The organism is Sphingomonas tagetis, assembly GCF_024211275.1.
GTDB classification, from domain to species: Bacteria; Pseudomonadota; Alphaproteobacteria; order Sphingomonadales; family Sphingomonadaceae; genus Sphingomonas; species Sphingomonas tagetis.
Genome location: NZ_JAMLDX010000022.1, coordinates 1 through 16,470 on the forward strand (window position 1 = coordinate 1; position 16,470 = coordinate 16,470).

Here is a 16,470-nt window from a genome sequence, read left to right on the forward strand (position 1 = left end):
ACGCCGCCAACGGCCCATGGCAGGACCGTAAAACTATGCCGAGCCGACTACCTCAAAGCCCCACGAAAACCGCGTGATCCTGCGCCCGCTCGGCATAGTTGCGCGCTCGGCATAAACGCCTCACGTGCACAATCTTACATTTCTGCGCTCGCAGGCAGAAAAACTAGACCGAAGACTTTACATGGTATGGCCTGCGACCACCCGTCGCGAACGAGCGTTATTCGAGAAGCTTAAAGATGCCTATGTGAAGGCACGCTACTCGAAGCACTATCGCATTAATGCTGAAGAACTGAAATGGCTTTTAGGCCGGATCGAGGAGTTGGGCCGCGTCGTCCACACGGTATGCAGCGAGCGGATCGCCGAACTCGAAGCCGCAACTCATGCACCCCAGTAATTATAGGTCGGGGCTCGTCTCGCCCCCTAATCTGATCGGAGATCGCGGCATGGAACCCAGTTCCGACCTCGACCCGGCTATCGAAGCAGAAACTGCTGCCACGACACCGCCATTGCGGATTGGCGATTACCTCTGGCACCCGTGGTACGCCAAGGCGTGGTGGATCGCGATCCCGCTGTACTGGCTGCCCGCAGGCACTGCTATGGAGCCTGCGATGCAGCGCTTCTACACAAGCGGATTCGGCATCGCCACCAACATCATTTTGATGCCGATCACTGCCGGCCTCGTACTTGGATTCGGCTATCTACGCCGTCTGCTAGCGGAAGGCGAACCTGCCGACACTTGGTTTGACTACGATGTTGGAGAATATCGCAAGCCGGGTATGTCTCATCCGACCATGGACGAGACGGATCCGCGATCCGGTCCGCAATGGATCGGCTACTCGTTCCGGGAGCGCGGCCCTCATTAGTCCTTACGAATGCGATATTGGGGGTCGCCGTCTCGTCGGCTGCGGTCCAAGTCCGTCGTATGCCGACCGGTTTCCAAAATCGAGGATTGCTCCATTGACGTAAAGGGCGAGGAGAGGTCCCGCGTTCCCCGGCCAGAGGCCGCATTTTCAAGATAGCGATTTCGCAGACCATCTGGTCCGAGAACCTGACGCGATAGCTCGCGCGAGAAGGCGGCGGCAGGCTCGCTCGACCTAGCAGCAACAGCTTCAGCAGCAGCGATCGAACTACGGACGTCGTAGTTGACGATGTCGAGGGAAGACCTCGCCGACGATCCGCTCATCCCACTATCGCGGCTCTCAAATCCTAGTTGACCACCAGCGCGTCCAAGCCCGCCTTGCTTTTGTTGAGCGGCAGGGCCACGACCGCGGGCCGTATCATTGCCCCCTTCGCGTGCGGCCACACCCGCACCCAAACTAACGCCGAAATTACTCGTCATAGTCGATTGCTTATCGGCACTACGCGTGAGGGAGCGCTGCCATCCAGTTTGCGCAATAATCGCGCTGACGTCGCGCTGTAGCGTGTCGGCTACCTGCGGGGTGAGGCGCCATTCGCCCTTTCGGTCCATTTCGAACCCGCCCTTGAGCCAGCTGGCCATGGCTTGCTGCCCTGCTTCGCCGCCGCCCATGAAATGCTCGATCGTGTCCGGGCCGGCCTGCTTACCGGATTCGAACCTCGTGCTGGTGTCGTTGCGGGCAGCTTGCTGGAAGCTGGTCGAACTGGACACCAGCAAATCGTTGTGGGCGAAGCTGAAACGCGCCTGTCCGCCTTGGGCAATGGCCCCATATTGGCTGTCGTTGATAAGCCCGGCGCGGTGAAGCTGCTCGGCGACCTGTGGCGAGACATTGAGCGCAAGGTCGCCATTCTGGGCGAGCGCGAGGTCTCGCTTGGTCATGGTGATGCCGTTCGCGCGCAGCAGGCCCTGCATGCGGCTGAGGCGCTCGTTCTCGACCATGCGAGTGGTGCGCTCGTTGCGCGCGCGATCGGCGATGCCCGCCGCGCCGCCTGAGGCCATATCGACCTGGTTGCCGGCGGTCTGGCTCAGCGTCCTGATGAAACTGTCGAGCCGCGCCGCTTCGCGGACCGACGTGCCGGCGGCAGCCGCGCCTTCTGCAAACCCGAAATTGTCGGCCTGGCGGCGCTGCTCGCCGATCCTGGCTGCAGCGCGAGTGCCGACCGTCCCGACCTCGCGCTGGGCATCGACCTTGCCCGAGCGCTCGGCGAAGTCGTAGCCGGCCGCCTCTTTGGTTCGCGAATACACGCTGGTCCCTTCGCGCGCAGCCTCGGCGGTGGCGCCGTCCGCGGTGCCGAGGTTGGTCGAAGCGTTATAGGTCTCGATGGCTCTGAGGACCTGCGCCTCATTTCGGCCGGTGGCGTGACTGAGCTGCGAGATGGCGCTGGATCGGGCCTCGCCGGAAAGCGCGTTGATGAAGCCGATCCGGCGGGACATTTCCTGGGGGGCGATGCCGAGCATGGCTGCGGCTTCGCGCTGGCCCTGGTTGGTGCCGGTCCGCGTCGCTTGCTCGGTTGCGACATTGCTGCGCTCGATCTGCGCAACCTGGTCGCCGGCGAAGTCGCGGCGACCTTGCATCGCGCCTGCAGTGACCTGAGCCTGGGTCAGGTCGTTCTTGAGCATCTTCTCCTGATCGTAGCTGTTGGCGATGAGCTTGGCGAAAGTGGGATCGCTCTGCGCTTCGCCGATCACTCCCGAGGCCTTGAGCGATGCGTCCTTGGCGCTGTAGCCCTGCCGCTCGAAATGCCGCTGCGCGCCTTGCAACATCATGTCATAGGCGCGCTGGTCGCCGAACGCGCGCCATTGCACGAGGTTCTGGGCAAAGGCGGCGAAAGCCCGCTCGCCAGACTGTCCCTCGCCGAAATAGCCGGTGCCGAGCTTTCTGAGCGCGTCCTTCTCGGCGAACTGGTGGATCGCGGTGGTGGCGGCATTGGCTTGGACGTCACGCGCGACCTGCGGATCGGCGAGATCCTTGCCCCTGAGCGCCGGCGCCAGCGCACCCATCTGCCGCGCGCCCTCGATCCCGCCAAGCGCGAACGCCGTGCCACCATTCGCGCCAGGCCGTTCACCGATGATGTGCCCGGCCTCGCCATAGCTGCGATTGGCGCCGAAGCTGCTGCGCTCGCCAAAGTCGCCGAAGCTCGACGCGGCGGCGGCACGGCTGCGCGTGCCCGCCGCCGAGGCCTGGCGCTCGAGCGCCGACGCATAGCCTTCGCTGGTGGCGAGCGGCGCCGCGGCGGCGCTCGCCTGGCCGGTGACGCCGAGCGCGCTGCCAGTGAACGAGCTGAACACATTGCCGCTGAACCGGAAAACGGTGAACACGAAGGCGCCGGCGATGCCCGCTGCGGCGGTGCGGAAGCTGCCGAACACGGCAAGCGCCTTGGTCGCCGCCGATGGCGCGAGCAGCCAGCTGTTCGCGGCGAGCGCGGTCGACTGAAGCTCCGCCATCACCGCCGAGGCGCGTCCCAGCGTCAGCTGATAGATACCGGCATCGATTACGCCCCACAACGCGACGAACACGAAGAGGCCCAGCGTGAAGCTCGCAACGCGCAGGTTGATCGGGGTGAGGATAAACAGCAGCGCCACCGGCACCATGAACAGCATGATGCCAAACACGGTGGCGCGGATCGTCGGCATCCATTCATTGGCGACCGACATTGTCGAAAGGCCGTTGGTCACCACGGCGCGGTTGGCCATGGCGCGCGCGGCGCTTGCCGGGCTGTCCTCGAACAAGACGTCACCGACCGTCTGGCCGAGCATGACATGCGTCATCAGCGCCTGCTGGGTCAGCGGGCGGCCAAGCATGGTCTGGCCGAGCGAACCGAGCTGTTCCTTGCAGCGGGCGAGCTGGGCTGGCTGGTCGATCTGGAAGCCGCTGCGGCGGCAGACCTGACGGCTATAGTCCTCGAACAAATTGGGGTCGGTCAGCCGCGCGGCGATATGCGTCCAGGCCTCCTCGCAGCTGACGGTCGAGCCACCCTTGTCGTCTTCGGTGAACACGGTCGAGAAAGTCGCCGGCCCGGCCATGGCGGCGTATGCAGCTGGCAAGTCGGTCGCCGTCCGGAACAGCTTGTCGTCGTCAACGCCATAGGCGGCCGACACGCGCGCGACCGGATAGCATTGCCGGACATAATCCTTGATCGTCGCGTCGAGGAACGTGTCGGTCATCGGACCCCGCGGGCTCGTCGCGTTGAGGAACAGGTCGAACGCCTGTCCGCCGCCGCCGAACGTGTATTTGGTCGTCGGATCGGGCGTGTTGTCGTCGATCGTCTCCACCATCGCGCGCTCGATCATGTTGGTCGTGCCGGCGACCAGCACGATCAGGATAGGGACGCCCCCGACCGGCTGATGCGCGTTCTTGACTCGGTCATAGACATGGACGGTGCCAGTGTTGGCGACGAGACCGACAAACAGACCGACCCCGACCAGGATCTGGAAGCCGAAGGCGACGAGGCCGATGCCCGAGCCGCGTGCGCTTGCGAGCAACGCGCCGAGCGCAATGCCGACCGTCGCCATGATCAGCACCAGCGTCTCGTAACGCGGATCGGCGAAGATCAGCGAGACGGTGCGGAACGCGTCCACCGTCTCCTGGAAGCCGTTATAGGTGTGGAAGCTCGTGTCGAATGCCGCTGCCGGCGAGGCGATCAGCAAGCCGGGGAGGGCGAGGCTTTTGGCTGCGCGCATATCCGGTCACCCTGCTACTGGTTGCGGGCAGCGGCGGTGCCGGCGGCGTCGCGCGCGTCGCGATCGCGCTCACGCAGCAGACCGGCATAGCTGGTCGAGAGGTTGGCGGTGCCGAGCGCCGCCATATAGGATTGGCGCATTTGCGCGCGCTGGCGCAGTACTTCTTCGCGCAGGTCGCGCAGCTGCTCCATGCCCTTGGCGAGGATGCGAGTCTGGCAGACATTCTTGCTTGCCGCATCCGCGGCGCCGGCGGCGCTCGCACCGCGCTCTGCATTACCGACCGCGAAGTCGATCGTCCGCGTGAGGTCGTTCAGCATCTGATAGGCGAGGCTCAGCGCGACGAGCTCGTCCGTGTCGCCGATCACCGAGTCGACCATGCCCTGCCGCACGCCCCATTCGAGCAGGCGATAGACGGGGAGGGTGCGGACATTGGCGACGAACTGACGCTCCTCGGGGCTAAGCGCCGTGCGCGTCCGGATCTTCGTGGCGATCGACTGCATGCGCTCGCGCGCCATGACGAGCGCGCCGCGGCCGCCGCCATCGGGGCTGCAATCGGCTGCGCTTGGCGGGATGCCGAGGCCGCGCTTCTGCACCCGGCCGGTGAGGAAGTCCTGCGGGCTCTCGCTATCCTGCGCCGCGCACGCCGGGATCGCCGAGAAGAGCGGCACCTTGTCGGCCGCGTTCCAGCGCATGTAGACGTCGCCGACCCGGGCGCGCATCACCGAGGCCCAGCTTGCCGCGCCGACCCGCGCGGCGGCATTGGCGAGCAGCGACCCAGTGCGGAAGATTTCGGTCACCTCGGGCGGGCAGTTCTCAAGTGCCTCCTTCAAGTCCTCGGTCGGGTTGTTGTTGTTCGCCTCGATCTTCTCGCGCGACTGCTGATAGCTCTTGGCGAAACCCTGCTTGACCGAGCGATATCCGGTCATCTCTTCGATGATGCCCGACATGTTGTCGTCGCCCTTGGCGATCTGGACCATGCGGTTGGCGAGGCGGCAGTCGTTGACCTGGATCGAGTTCAGGAAGTTAGTGGCGGCTTCCATCTTCGAGATGATGTTGCCCATCTTCTCGTCGAGCGTTTCGAGCAGATACTGGAATGCAACTGCGGGTGCCGCCTGGAGAATGCTCTCGAGCTTCTGGACGAGATAGTCGGGGTCGAGAAACGACATGCCGCCCAGGAACATGTCGATGCCGCCGCAGCCGGCACGGACCTTGGGCAAGGTCACCGACATCAGATAGTCATTATGGACATCGACGCGGCCCGACATGCCGCCGGCGGTCACATAGCCACGCGTCTGGTCCTCGAAGCTGCCCGAACTCGAATAGGTGACATTGTCGAACCAGCTTTCGACCCAGCTCTGCGCTGCGGCCGGCGTCGCGCTCAGCAGGGTGGCTGCAGCGATGCCGAGTGCGAGGCTCGAGCGGATGCGGGCAAGTCGGCGCATGGCGAGGTCCTTGGGTCGGAGAGGGAATGGAATGCCGAGCCCGCCATGCTCAGCGCCGTGTCTTGGTGGTCGGCCGTGCCGGTGCGCCGACGATCCCTGTGAATTTGGACATGGCGCGCACCGCGACTGCGGGTCGCACGCCAGTCAGCATCTTCGCCGAGAGATAGAGGTTACGCGCAAGGTTCGGCGCATGATCGGTGCCGATCGCTATCGGGATCATCCGCGACGGGTCATTCTGCGGCCGGACCCAAGCGACAGGATGTCCGACCCAGGGAAGGCCGAGCCGACCCGAGCGCAGCAACGCCTCCTCGCCGGAAACGGTGCGGATGCGCCAGCCATATCGGCTGCGCAACTCATTCAGCCGTGACCAGAGGTCGGCACAGGGCAGGCAACCGGGCGCGGTGCTCATCTCGATCACGTACAGCGAAGAATGCGCGCGCAAGGTCGCCGTGAGGTCGGGCGGAAATTCTCGTGTGACGGGTACGCGCGCGAGCCAGCGGCGCATGGAGACGGGATCGGTCACCGGGTGAACGGCAGCCGCCTGCGCTCGCTCGCGCGTCATTCTTTGTGTTGCTGATGCCGCCGGAATAATGTTGGCGGCGGGCAAGCCGGGAAGCGATCTATGAATGAGCGCCAAGTCAATCGCTTGCCTGAAAGGAAGGCAATTTACTTTTGCGGCGCAATGAGGTGAGGCGATGAACGCGATTACGATAAGCGCCAATGGCCATGTGACGTTCAGCAAGGCGCTTCTCCGGCATTTGCGCGTCCGGCCAGGTGACAAGATCAGCCTGGACCGTTTTCCGAATGGCGAACTGCGAGTTCGGACCGTGCGGCCGGTGGGAAAGATCGATGGCTTTTTCGGGTCTTTGAAGCGTGAAGGGCAGCGGCCGAACTCGATCGAGGAAATGGACGAAGCGATAGCCAAGGGCTGGGTTGACGAACCCTGAAAGTCGTTGCCCATAGCCATGTGCTGGTCCGGGCCGCGACGCAGCATGACCCGGTTCAAGGTCTGTTGGCTCGAAAGCTCCTGTCCCGCGCCGAACCGGTCGTCGTCACCTTGCCTGCGCTGTGCGAGTTCTGCTGGGTGCTCGGCCGTCTTTATCGGTACGAACCGCAGCAGATCGCTGCTTCGCTTCGCCTTCTGCTCGACGCCGGGAACGTCGAAATGGACCGAAATGCGGTCGAATCTGGCCTTGCCGCCTTCGAAGCAGGCGGTGACTTCGCCGGTGGCGTGATCGCCCACGATGGCCGTTGGCTCGGCGGCGAGACGTTCGTCAGCTTCGACAAAACGGCGGTGCGGCTGCTGGCCGAGCGCGGCGAGCAGGCGCGCATATTGGCCTGATCTTCCCGGTGGTGGGAGATTGCCTGCAGGCGGCGATATAGCCTTCATTTCTGCGGCTCTGGCTGCAGGCCGACGAGATCGCCGCCGAGCGCGCGCGGATCGCTCGCGGAGACGGGGCCGTTGCCGAGCGCATCGAAAAAGCCGTCGTCCTCGCCAGGGCCGGTCATGAATTGCTCTGGGCGGATGTCGTCGCTCAGCAGTCGCGTCGCCTGGTAGGTCATCTGGGCCAAATTTGGGTAGGTCTCGACACCGCTGGCGACGGTCATGCGCTGGGTGCTGTTTCGCCGGATCAGCATGGTCGTGGGCGTGATCTCGACGCCGTAGCGTGCCGCCAGATCAGGGCGGCGATCGAGGTCCATCAGCGTGACCTGCCAGCCCATTTCCTCCTGGAAACGCTGCACGATCGGCCACTGCACGCGGCAATAGCCACAGGTCGAACGCGAGAACATGACGAGCGCGAACTCGTTCGCCTTGCCGCGCAGATAGCCGCGTCGGATGGCGTCCTTCTGCGCGGTCAAATCGGCGCGCGCATCGCCGACCATCGGGTTGGCGGATTTCGAGTTGAGTTCGGGATGCTGCAACATGGCAAGCTGGGTAACGCCGGCGAAGGCACGCGCCTTGCGGCGCGCGAAATCCTGCAGGCGCCAGAAGTCGGCGACCGCATCGACGGTGAGCACGGTCGCGGCATAGTCGCGCTGCTGCTCGATCAGTTTGCGAATGCGCGGCGGCGTCCAGGTCGCGAGCTGCGCCATCGGCGGGATCTCGGGCTTGACGAGGTCGTCAGGTGTCTCGGGTGGCCTTGGCGGCGGCGGCGCCTGATACCACCAATAGCCCTGCCTCGGTGTGGCGGCCGGTGCCTCGGTGCGGGCCTGACCTGTAGCAGAGACTTGCAGGACCATGAGCGGCAATATGCCGGCCGTGATCAGGGCGCGTCCGGTCGCGCGATCCCACGGACGGTGGGGCTGGCGAGCAACGGGGCGCGACGAAGGGAGGGCGGGGGTCGGTTGCACGGCCCCGGTGTTCAGCAGATGACGGACCGCGACAATGTCGAGGGCATTGAGATGCCGAAGGGGGCCTCAGCCTGCCGGCTTTTGCGCGTCCCACCGCTCGAAATGTGGCAGGAGTTCCGCTGGCAGCGTGTCCCGGAAATCTGCGTCAAGCTTGTAGTGCGGCATCGTCAGCCAGACGGCGTTGAGCAAGGCCACACCTTGCTTGGCGTCCTTGGGTTTCTTCTGCGGATTTCGCTCCGGTTTCTCGGCCATCCAGAGCTTGTGGAGCGCGAACCAGCGCGGGTCGGGCACCACGAGCCGGGCGGCCTCGCCATCCTGAACGCCAACCACCCGATCGATCGGCCTGCCTTCGAGAAGCCATTCCTGTTCGGGCAGCGGGACTGGTCGCGGTCGGTCCCGCGTTGCCTGGCCGCCGACGCGGCTGGGTGCCGCCAGGATTTCGACTTCATAGGCCTTGGCGTTACGCGCCTGAAAAGGCCGTTCTGAATTGACCGTATAGGTCATGTCGACTTCCTTCAGGACCTTCCACAATGTCGGCCAGTCGTCGTCGGTCTCGACCGCGGTCAGCGCGAGATCGAAATCGAGCGTTGCATCGGGGGCGTCGCGGATGAAGGCGTTGGCCTCGAGCGCATAGGCGACGAGGGCGTTGGTGCCGACGACCATCGCCTGTTGGCCGAGAAACCGCATTCGGTCCGCCTCGCGCAGGATCTTGCCGGCTTCGGTCGGCAACATCGGCAGGCGAAGCGCGCGGTAGAGGCTCGCCTGTTCCTTCAGTGTCGCCTTGCTTTGCGCCAGGCGTTCCTTGAGCGCTGCTTTCTCCGCCTTGTACTCGTCGAATTCGGCAAGCTTCTGCTCGTTCACCGGGCCCTTGCTCTTCATCGTTCCGAGACGATCGGTCACCTCGTAAAGATATTCCCGGCCCGAGACCTCCTTGATCCGCATATTGTAGGGGAGCCCGTTCAGCGTGCGCAGCGCTTCCATCCAGACTTGATAGGCCTGCTCGAGATTGACGATGACGCGCGATTGTTCGCTCGAGAAAGACTGCAGCGACACGGATTTACCCCGCAATTGATCACTATGCCGGATTTGCGGGGTAAATGGCCAAAAATCAAGCTTTGCCCCGCAGATAGGGAATCTCTGCAAATTGTGGGGTAAATAGCGCGCTCCTGAGCCGGCGTGCGTCCGTGTGGAGGGCCGATCGCGCGCTCGAGTGTCAGCGAGCACATCAAGAGCGAGGCGCGATGCCGCCCCAAGCGATCTCGGCGCACCGCCGGCCGTTCGCAAACACGCGGCCTCGTAACTGACTGCCGCGACTTCGCGCGCGGATCAGTTTCTTCTCCTGCCGAGCGGCGCGCGCCGGCTCGACTCCATTTGGGGGTGCCGTCGCCAGCCCTGCTTCGGGACCGATGCTGTTTGGCCAGGCGCGTGGTCAGCTCGTCACATCGACTGCATCAGCGAAGGTGACCGTCGCCAGCACCTTTCCCTCCGCATCGTTGATTTCGATGCGATGCTGAAGGTCCAGTCGCCCTTGGCGAACCGAGGCGGAAGCGAGGTCGCGCGCATAGTCGATCGCTCGCAGATGCGCGGCCGCCAGATTGTCGAAATCCTCGCCTTCCTCATCCGGCACGCCGATGTCGTTGATCACGTGAAAGAAAAAGCGTCCCATGCTGCGCAAAATGTCCCACAGGCCTTGCCGCTCCGCATCTTGATGGAGGTTGTGCAGCTTGTTTCGAGGCATCTGAAATTGCGGAAACTGAGCCACGTTATGGCGGACCGCTTCGCAAGCCCTATGAAACGCGCATCATCGGCATTCGCCAGGCAGGCGTCGATGACTGAGAGTGGTCCTAAGCTCCCGCTTGCAATCTAGGGGGAGCATCGGATGACCGCTTCGTCCACGGCCGCGCTGCAGCTTTTCGTAGACCGCCTGACCGCCCGCTCCATCCTGACGGACGAGGAGCAAGGCGCTATCCTCGCTTTACCATCGCATCGGGTGGAATTTCGGCGCAAGCAGGACTTTGTCCACATCGACGAGGTGACGTCCTACGCCTGCCTTATCGCGTCCGGCGTCGTGGGGAGGTTCGGGCAGACAGCCACCGGTGCGCGCCAGACGACCGCATTCCACATCGCCGGGGACATGGTCGACTTGCACTCGACGGTGCGGCCAGTCGGTATCGGTGGGCTAAATGCGCTCTGCGAGGCGACCATCCTGCGGGTGCCACATGCCGCGATCCGCGAGGTGGCGGCCCGCTACCCGGCCATCGCCGAAGCATTCTGGCGCGATTGCATGCTCGATGCGGCAGTCCTGATGCAATGGGTCGTGAATGTCGGCCGGCGCGACGCGCGCACGCGGATCGCCCATGTGTTGTGCGAGATGGCCATCCGCATCGGGGAGGATCGTCAAATCCTGGTCGAATATGATCTGCCCATTACGCAGGAGCAGCTTGGCGATGCGGCTGCGCTGACCTCGGTTCATGTCAACCGGTCGCTCAAGACGCTGACCGACCTCGTGACGATCAGGCACGGGCGCGTCAGGATTCGGGACTGGCATGCGCTTGCTGATGTCGGCGAGTTCGAAGGCTCCTATCTGACCGCCGACACCGCGCCGGATCGACAGCGACGCTATCTCGAACGCCCTTGAGCAGAGCCGACCTGCAGGCGATGTCGGGCGATTTGAATCGAGCCGCGCTAGGCGGTTGCCGAGGTCGCCGGATCGTATCGCATAGCATTCCGACCCGGACAGCATCGTTGAAATGCACGTGTCCGCATCTGCGTCCGCCAGCGCAAGCAACGCTTCGACATATTAGCAGGCGCGGGCAGCTCGCGCCCGGCTACGCAAGGTATCTTTTGGCAGATCGCTCTACACGCGAGCATCTTTACGCTGCCGAGGTTTCTTGAGACCTCAGGATGGAATGTTCATCTGCGCGTAGGCGACGCTCGCCGCGTTTTGAGCTGCATCGGGAATCAGCCCGATCTTGATTCTGCCAATATGCGCAACCCGGGACGATCACGGCTGCAGCATTTGGCAGCGTTAGCGTGGGCACGGGCGTCGTACGCAAGATGTGGAACGGGAAGCTGGACGCATCAGATGACGTCCGCCGACGGGAATTTCTCGATCCGCCCGTCTCGATCCGCAAGGTCCATGGCTAATAGCGGTCCCCATATCTCGACCGGCAAGGCATTCGGACTGGCTTAGAGCCATTTCGGATCGACGGGCCAGGTGAACGCGAATTGCTGAGTGCGACCAGATGCCAACCAATGTAAGATCGGGCGTTGCCTCGCATTTGATGCTGCGCGCTGCCTACCATCTACGCGTTACCATCGCGCGCACGTCCTGCATCATCGCTGCGAGACTGGCCTCAATCGTATAGGGCATATGCCCGCCCTGATAGTTGTAGCTGCGCACGCGGGCGCGAGGCCATCCCGACTGCGTCACGAGGTAATTCTGTGCGCCGATCGTCGTTTGTGTGTCATAATAGCCGTTGGCGACAAGCAGGCGGAAATCAGGCTGAGCTGCAAACAGGTCGGTGATCGGCTCACCATAGGGCCAATCACCGAACGGCGTCTTGTTGGGGCCGAAGTCCCATCCGTTCAGGCCGCTGGTCGGGACTTCCCGCACGTAACTGCCAACCTTGGCTGTAACGCCGAGATCGCTGGCCAGATACGCGAGCAGCGCATCGATATAGCTGTTGGACACCGCGCTGAACGGACTGGATTGTCCTACCGGACTGACATAACGCGCGTCATAGGTGTCGAGGAGCTTGCCGGGAAAAAGGGCGCGTTGGTAGTCCGTCTTCGTCATGCGCAACGCGTTTTTTAGCCAGAAATCGGCTGGGATGCCGGTGAATTCCTGCAAGCGCCGCGCAACTGCCTGGCGCTCGTCAAGCGGCGCGGTGGCCCCGGCAAACAGCGCCGTCAGATAGGCTTTTGCGGCGAAATCGTGCGCATCCTGCATGTAGCGGTCAAAGCTGCGACCCCTGCGTTCGGCGCGATAATGGTGCCAGGCGATCGCCGCCAGCGTCGGCAGCGAAACCGCATAGCTGACGATGTTTCCGCGCCGCTGCACATATTCGACGATGTTGACGGCTTGCCCGATAAGGACAAGCCCCGCTGGCGGCCGGCCTGATTCAGCAAGCTGCCGTGCCGCTTCGGACGCCCGGATCGTGCCATAGCTTTCCCCGACGAGATAATATGGCGAGCCTTCGCGCCGATGCGCCCTGGTCCAGGCGAGGACGAGCTGCTGGAGTTGGCGCGCGTCCGCGACATTCGAAAACTGGGTCCGGATATCGATGCCCTTCGCGGTGCGGCTGAAACCGGTGCCGGCCGGATCGAAGAACACGACATCCGCAACGTCCAGGATCGAATAGCGATTGTCCACGCTCTTAAAGGTGGCCGGATCAGCGGCGATGTCGTCAGGAATTGCTACCCGCTTGGGCCCGAACGCGCCCATATGGAGAAAGGCTGAATGAACAATGGGTCCGCCATTGAACACGAACAACACCGGCCGGTCGAGAGTGGCGTTGCGCGCGACATAGGAGATGGAGACGAGCTTGGCGGCCGGTGCACCGTCGAGGCCCGCCGCATCGAACTGCTCGACAAACGCACGATAGGCGACTTTCTTGCCGTTGAAGGTGCCGCGATGTTCAGTGACGATCGGTGCCGACAGCGAGACAGGCGTGGCCGCCGCCGGGGCAGGGGGCGCCTGCCGGGCTTGCACCGGTGCGCTCAGCAGTAACGTCAGGGCGACCCACTTCAAGAAGCCCCGCGTTCCATTCGGGCCTGGTCCCATGCGCCATTGCGGCACTTCGTACAGCAACTCGCGCAAATCGTGTAGCTTGCCCATTTTCGAGCGATCCCTCGCGATGCTGTTGCGATGCATGGTCGGAGCGTGTTGCCGCGCAAGCCTTGTGGCGACATCCGTCGACGGCACTGCTATCGGCCTTGGGGTGGCAACTGGTCGAGCACGAAGGCGCGAACGTCGTCGGCAAATAGCCTGGCAGTGCCGCCCAGATAGAGCATGTGCCCGGATTCATAGTTGCGGAAGAACACGCGATCAGGCGCTGCCCCGGACCCACGCAGATCCTTCTCTGCCTGGTTCGGCGTGGTCACCATGTCGTAATAGCCGGATGCCGACAGCACGCGCAGTCGCGGATTGCGTCGCATCGCGATCGCCAGATCGCCTGCGAAATTCTGCCCGGCCGGGACGCCGGCGCGTACCCAGTTCCATTTGGGGTTGAGACCCTCCCATACGATCGAGCCATAGGGGACTGGCATGTCCACCTTCAGTTCCTTGAGCATGTCATGGAACGATGCCACGAAGCCTGGCACGTATCGCCCCATCGCGGGGTCGTCCGAAACCGGATCGCCGCCGCTCAGCGCGAGCGGCAGCGTATAGCGGCTGTCATACATGCCGACTTCCTGGTTCGACGGCGCCAGCAGCTGCTTGCCATAGGCCTGAACGCTCATGCGCAGCCCTGCCTTGAGCCACGCCTCGGCCGGCAAGCCGGTCAGGTCCGAAAGCCGCTGCGCGATTGCCAACTTTTCGGCTTCTGGCAGCGTGCCCGCGCCCAGTCGCGCGAGTGCGTCGGCATAATCGCGCTTCGCGAACGCCGTCGCCTCGGCATAGATTGCGCCGGCATCGCGGCCACCGCGCGCGATCCTGTTGTGATACCAGGCGGTGACGGCGAGACTGGGCAAACTGGTGACCGCACTAGGGTCAGGGCCGTTGGGCCGCGGCGCATCGGGCGGCGCGACCACACCTGCGTTCAAGGCGACGCCCAGCAGGATGACCCCGTCGAGCGTGATGCCGCGCATGACCCCGGTATAGGTCACCCCGCCCATCAGCGCGCGCGAAAGCACTGCCGCCCGGATCGAGCCATAGCTTTCACCGACCAGATATTTGGGTGAGTTCCAGCGCCCGTTCTTGGTCAACCAGAGTTCGATGAAGCGAGCGATCGACTCGGCGTCCTCGTCGACGCCGTAAAAATCCTCGTTACGCGCGTTGCCGACCGCATGGCTGTAGCCGGTCCCAACCGGATCGATAAACACCAAATCGGCGATATCCAGCAGGCTGTAGGGGTTGTCCTGCAGGCCGAACGGCGGCGTGTTGGAGGGGTTCACCTCGGAGTCGAGGACCAGCCGGCGGGGCCCGAAAATGCCCATGTGAAGCCAGATCGACGACGAGCCGGGCCCTCCGTTGAAGATGAAGAGCACGGGCCGCTTGGCGTTGCCGGGGTTGCTGCGAACATAGGCGAACGAGAAGATGCTGGCGATCGGCTCGTTCGCCAGATTGGAGACGATCGTCTCGCCTGCCGTCGCGGTATATTCGACGGGTTTGCCACGAATGCTGACGCGGCGCTTGGTGACGAACTGCCTCGGGGTCGGCATATCCGCGAACGTCAGCGGCTGTGGCGATGTACGCGTAACGACCTTTGGCGAGGTCGGGGCGACTACCTGGCCGGCAGCCGAGATCGGAAGGGCGGCAAGCAGCAGGCAAAGCACGGCCGCACGCGCACTGCGTCCTGCAAACGACTGGACCGTGGAGCGACGCCACGTCATTGAGACTTGCCCCCCGCATGTGCCGCGACATCGATGACGCCTTGCTCGCCACGGATATCGACGTTGGTGCCGAATAGCCTGGAGTTCGCCGCCACCCGGCTCAGAATGCGCGCCGCGTCACCGCCCTTGGCCGGACGCGGCATGCCGCGATCGGGTCCGTCGCGCCCGTCCATCATCATGGGATGCAGCACGATGCGCGCGACGCGGCCGCCGCGATATTCGTTGATGGCGATGACGCTTTCGAACCAGGTGTCGGGCAGCGTGATCACGGTCGGCTCCGGATCGGCGCTCGCGATCTTGAGCGTTTTCGGCAAGTCGGTGAAGAGGTGCCCGACCCCATAGAAAATCGGCTTCCCGCGATAGATTTCGATGCCCTGGACCGCATGTGGGCCGTGGCGCACGACCATGTCCGCGCCCGCGTCGATCACCGAATGGAAAAGCGGCGGCAGGAAATCAGCGGGCACTGGATCCTCATACCCACCGGAGCGGGTCTCATGCGCGTGGATCGAGAACAGGACCAGCTGCGATTTCTCGCGCGCAGCTGCGACCGAGGCGAGCAGTGCCGCTCGATCACCGGCATTTACGTCATAGGCAATGCCGGGCGTCTTGCTGACACGATAGCTGGTCTCCCCGACATTGAATGCAAGGCTCTTTGCTGTCGGCAGATCATAGCCCTGCCAACCCTGCCGTACCGCCATGCCGCGCAGGATCTTCGCCTCGCGCTCGCTTACCATTATGGTCGGTTTGACGTGGAGCGGGTTGAGGCCCGGCCGGGCATTGACGCCGCGCGCCGCATCCCCTGCTGCAAAGCTCGCCGGGAAGGTTGATGCGGTGGCGATCAGCGCCACGGTCGTCTCGCCGCTATTATAGTAGGCCGGTGCACGCGCATCGGAGAGGCTCCGTCCCGTGCCGGCATGCGCCAGCCCGATCGCATCGAACGCGCGGTCCGACGTCAACAGGCCTTCGGTCCCATAATCCATGGCATGGTTGTTAGCACGTGACACCAGGTCGATCCCGATCGACTTGAACGCGCGCGTGACCGCAAGGCTGTGGCGCGGATAACCGCCGCCATTGTCCGCTGACAGCCAGCCTGGGAAGGTGGCTGGATCTAGCGTCGTGCCTTCCTGATTAGCGAAAGCGACGTCGGCCGATCCGATCAGCGCTTTCACCGCAGTGAAGTCGGTCGAGGCTTCCGGAAAGCTTTCAGTGTAGGGGCCAAGCATGTCACCCGAAATGGCAACGGTGAAGCCATCGGGTGCCTCGGTCTTTTGTTGCGGAGCGGCCCATGCGGGCGGTGAGCACAGCGTGAGCAGCAACGCCGAGGTGAGCGTGGATCGAGTCTTAGTCAATGTCATTCCCAAGCTCCGCTTGATGCTTCTCTCCGCCCATTGTCGGATGCCGCGTCGGTATCGTACTCCGCCAATCGATGGATGGCGCATGGTGCTCGTGTTGGCAATACATGTCTGCATCGTTCGTGGAAGGAGCTCGGGGAGGCGGCGCGCTGCGATCCGAGCGCGGCCGCCA

13 protein-coding genes and 1 pseudogene are annotated in these 16,470 nt (G+C 63.8%); 5 read left to right on the forward strand and 9 right to left on the reverse strand.

Annotated features, from left to right (window positions below; translation table 11 throughout):
* Window positions 1–115 precede the first annotated feature (115 nt).
* A pseudogene (locus tag M9978_RS20000) lies at window positions 116–394 on the forward strand (HEPN domain-containing protein); the annotation flags it as partial.
* A 49-nt stretch (window positions 395–443) separates the two neighbouring features.
* Window positions 444–863, forward strand: coding sequence for a hypothetical protein (locus M9978_RS20005; RefSeq protein WP_254296335.1), 420 nt, complete (start codon window positions 444–446; stop codon window positions 861–863).
* Here M9978_RS20005 and M9978_RS20010 read toward each other — a convergent pair.
* The 3 genes from M9978_RS20010 to M9978_RS20020 are packed head-to-tail and all read right to left on the reverse strand — an operon-like array spanning window position 860 to window position 6,601.
* A complete protein-coding gene (locus tag M9978_RS20010) occupies window positions 860–4,597 on the reverse strand; it encodes a conjugal transfer protein TraG N-terminal domain-containing protein (protein WP_254296337.1) in 3,738 nt (1,245 codons plus the stop codon). The two genes, M9978_RS20005 and M9978_RS20010, sit on opposite strands and share 4 nt — an antisense overlap.
* A 14-nt stretch (window positions 4,598–4,611) precedes the next feature.
* A complete protein-coding gene (locus M9978_RS20015; RefSeq protein WP_254296339.1) occupies window positions 4,612–6,039 on the reverse strand; it encodes a conjugal transfer protein TraH in 1,428 nt (475 codons plus the stop codon).
* 49 nt (window positions 6,040–6,088) lie between these two features.
* Window positions 6,089–6,601: a thioredoxin domain-containing protein gene (locus tag M9978_RS20020; protein WP_254296449.1), complete on the reverse strand. Its 513-nt coding sequence runs from the start codon at window positions 6,599–6,601 to the stop codon at window positions 6,089–6,091.
* Between the two features lie 133 nt (window positions 6,602–6,734).
* On the opposite strand from M9978_RS20020, the gene M9978_RS20025 reads away from it, so the two are divergent.
* Both M9978_RS20025 and M9978_RS20030 read left to right on the forward strand, forming a co-directional pair.
* Entirely contained in the window at window positions 6,735–6,986 is a 252-nt protein-coding gene (locus tag M9978_RS20025) for a ribose-phosphate pyrophosphokinase-like domain-containing protein (RefSeq protein WP_254296342.1), read from the forward strand.
* A 20-nt stretch (window positions 6,987–7,006) separates the two neighbouring features.
* Window positions 7,007–7,381 carry a type II toxin-antitoxin system VapC family toxin gene (locus tag M9978_RS20030; protein WP_436977207.1) on the forward strand — a complete coding sequence of 125 codons (375 nt, stop codon included), beginning with the start codon at window positions 7,007–7,009 and terminating at the stop codon, window positions 7,379–7,381.
* A 44-nt stretch (window positions 7,382–7,425) separates the two neighbouring features.
* Here the strand turns inward: M9978_RS20030 and M9978_RS20035 are convergent, their stop codons facing one another.
* The 3 genes from M9978_RS20035 to M9978_RS20045 all read right to left on the reverse strand — a co-directional run bounded on the left by M9978_RS20035 (window position 7,426) and on the right by M9978_RS20045 (window position 10,153).
* A complete protein-coding gene (locus tag M9978_RS20035; RefSeq protein ID WP_254296453.1) occupies window positions 7,426–8,280 on the reverse strand; it encodes a conjugal transfer protein TraF in 855 nt (284 codons plus the stop codon).
* A 177-nt stretch (window positions 8,281–8,457) separates the two neighbouring features.
* Window positions 8,458–9,615, reverse strand: coding sequence for a GSU2403 family nucleotidyltransferase fold protein (locus tag M9978_RS23470; RefSeq protein ID WP_254296344.1), 1,158 nt, complete (start codon window positions 9,613–9,615; stop codon window positions 8,458–8,460).
* A gap of 205 nt (window positions 9,616–9,820) precedes the next feature.
* Entirely contained in the window at window positions 9,821–10,153 is a 333-nt protein-coding gene (locus M9978_RS20045) for a DUF6894 family protein (RefSeq protein WP_254296346.1), read from the reverse strand.
* 117 nt (window positions 10,154–10,270) lie between these two features.
* Between M9978_RS20045 and M9978_RS20050 the strand changes: the two genes are divergently transcribed.
* A complete protein-coding gene (locus tag M9978_RS20050; protein WP_254296347.1) occupies window positions 10,271–11,029 on the forward strand; it encodes a Crp/Fnr family transcriptional regulator in 759 nt (252 codons plus the stop codon).
* A 660-nt stretch (window positions 11,030–11,689) separates the two neighbouring features.
* Here the strand turns inward: M9978_RS20050 and M9978_RS20055 are convergent.
* The 3 genes from M9978_RS20055 to M9978_RS20065 form a co-directional block, all read right to left on the reverse strand.
* Window positions 11,690–13,267 (reverse strand): S10 family serine carboxypeptidase-like protein, encoded by a 1,578-nt coding sequence (locus M9978_RS20055; RefSeq protein ID WP_254296348.1) that lies wholly within the window; start codon window positions 13,265–13,267, stop codon window positions 11,690–11,692.
* A gap of 53 nt (window positions 13,268–13,320) precedes the next feature.
* A complete protein-coding gene (locus M9978_RS20060) occupies window positions 13,321–14,775 on the reverse strand; it encodes a S10 family peptidase (RefSeq protein ID WP_254296349.1) in 1,455 nt (484 codons plus the stop codon).
* Between the two features lie 167 nt (window positions 14,776–14,942).
* Window positions 14,943–16,301: a CapA family protein gene (locus M9978_RS20065; RefSeq protein WP_254296350.1), complete on the reverse strand. Its 1,359-nt coding sequence runs from the start codon at window positions 16,299–16,301 to the stop codon at window positions 14,943–14,945.
* Between the last annotated feature and the right edge of the window lie 169 nt (window positions 16,302–16,470).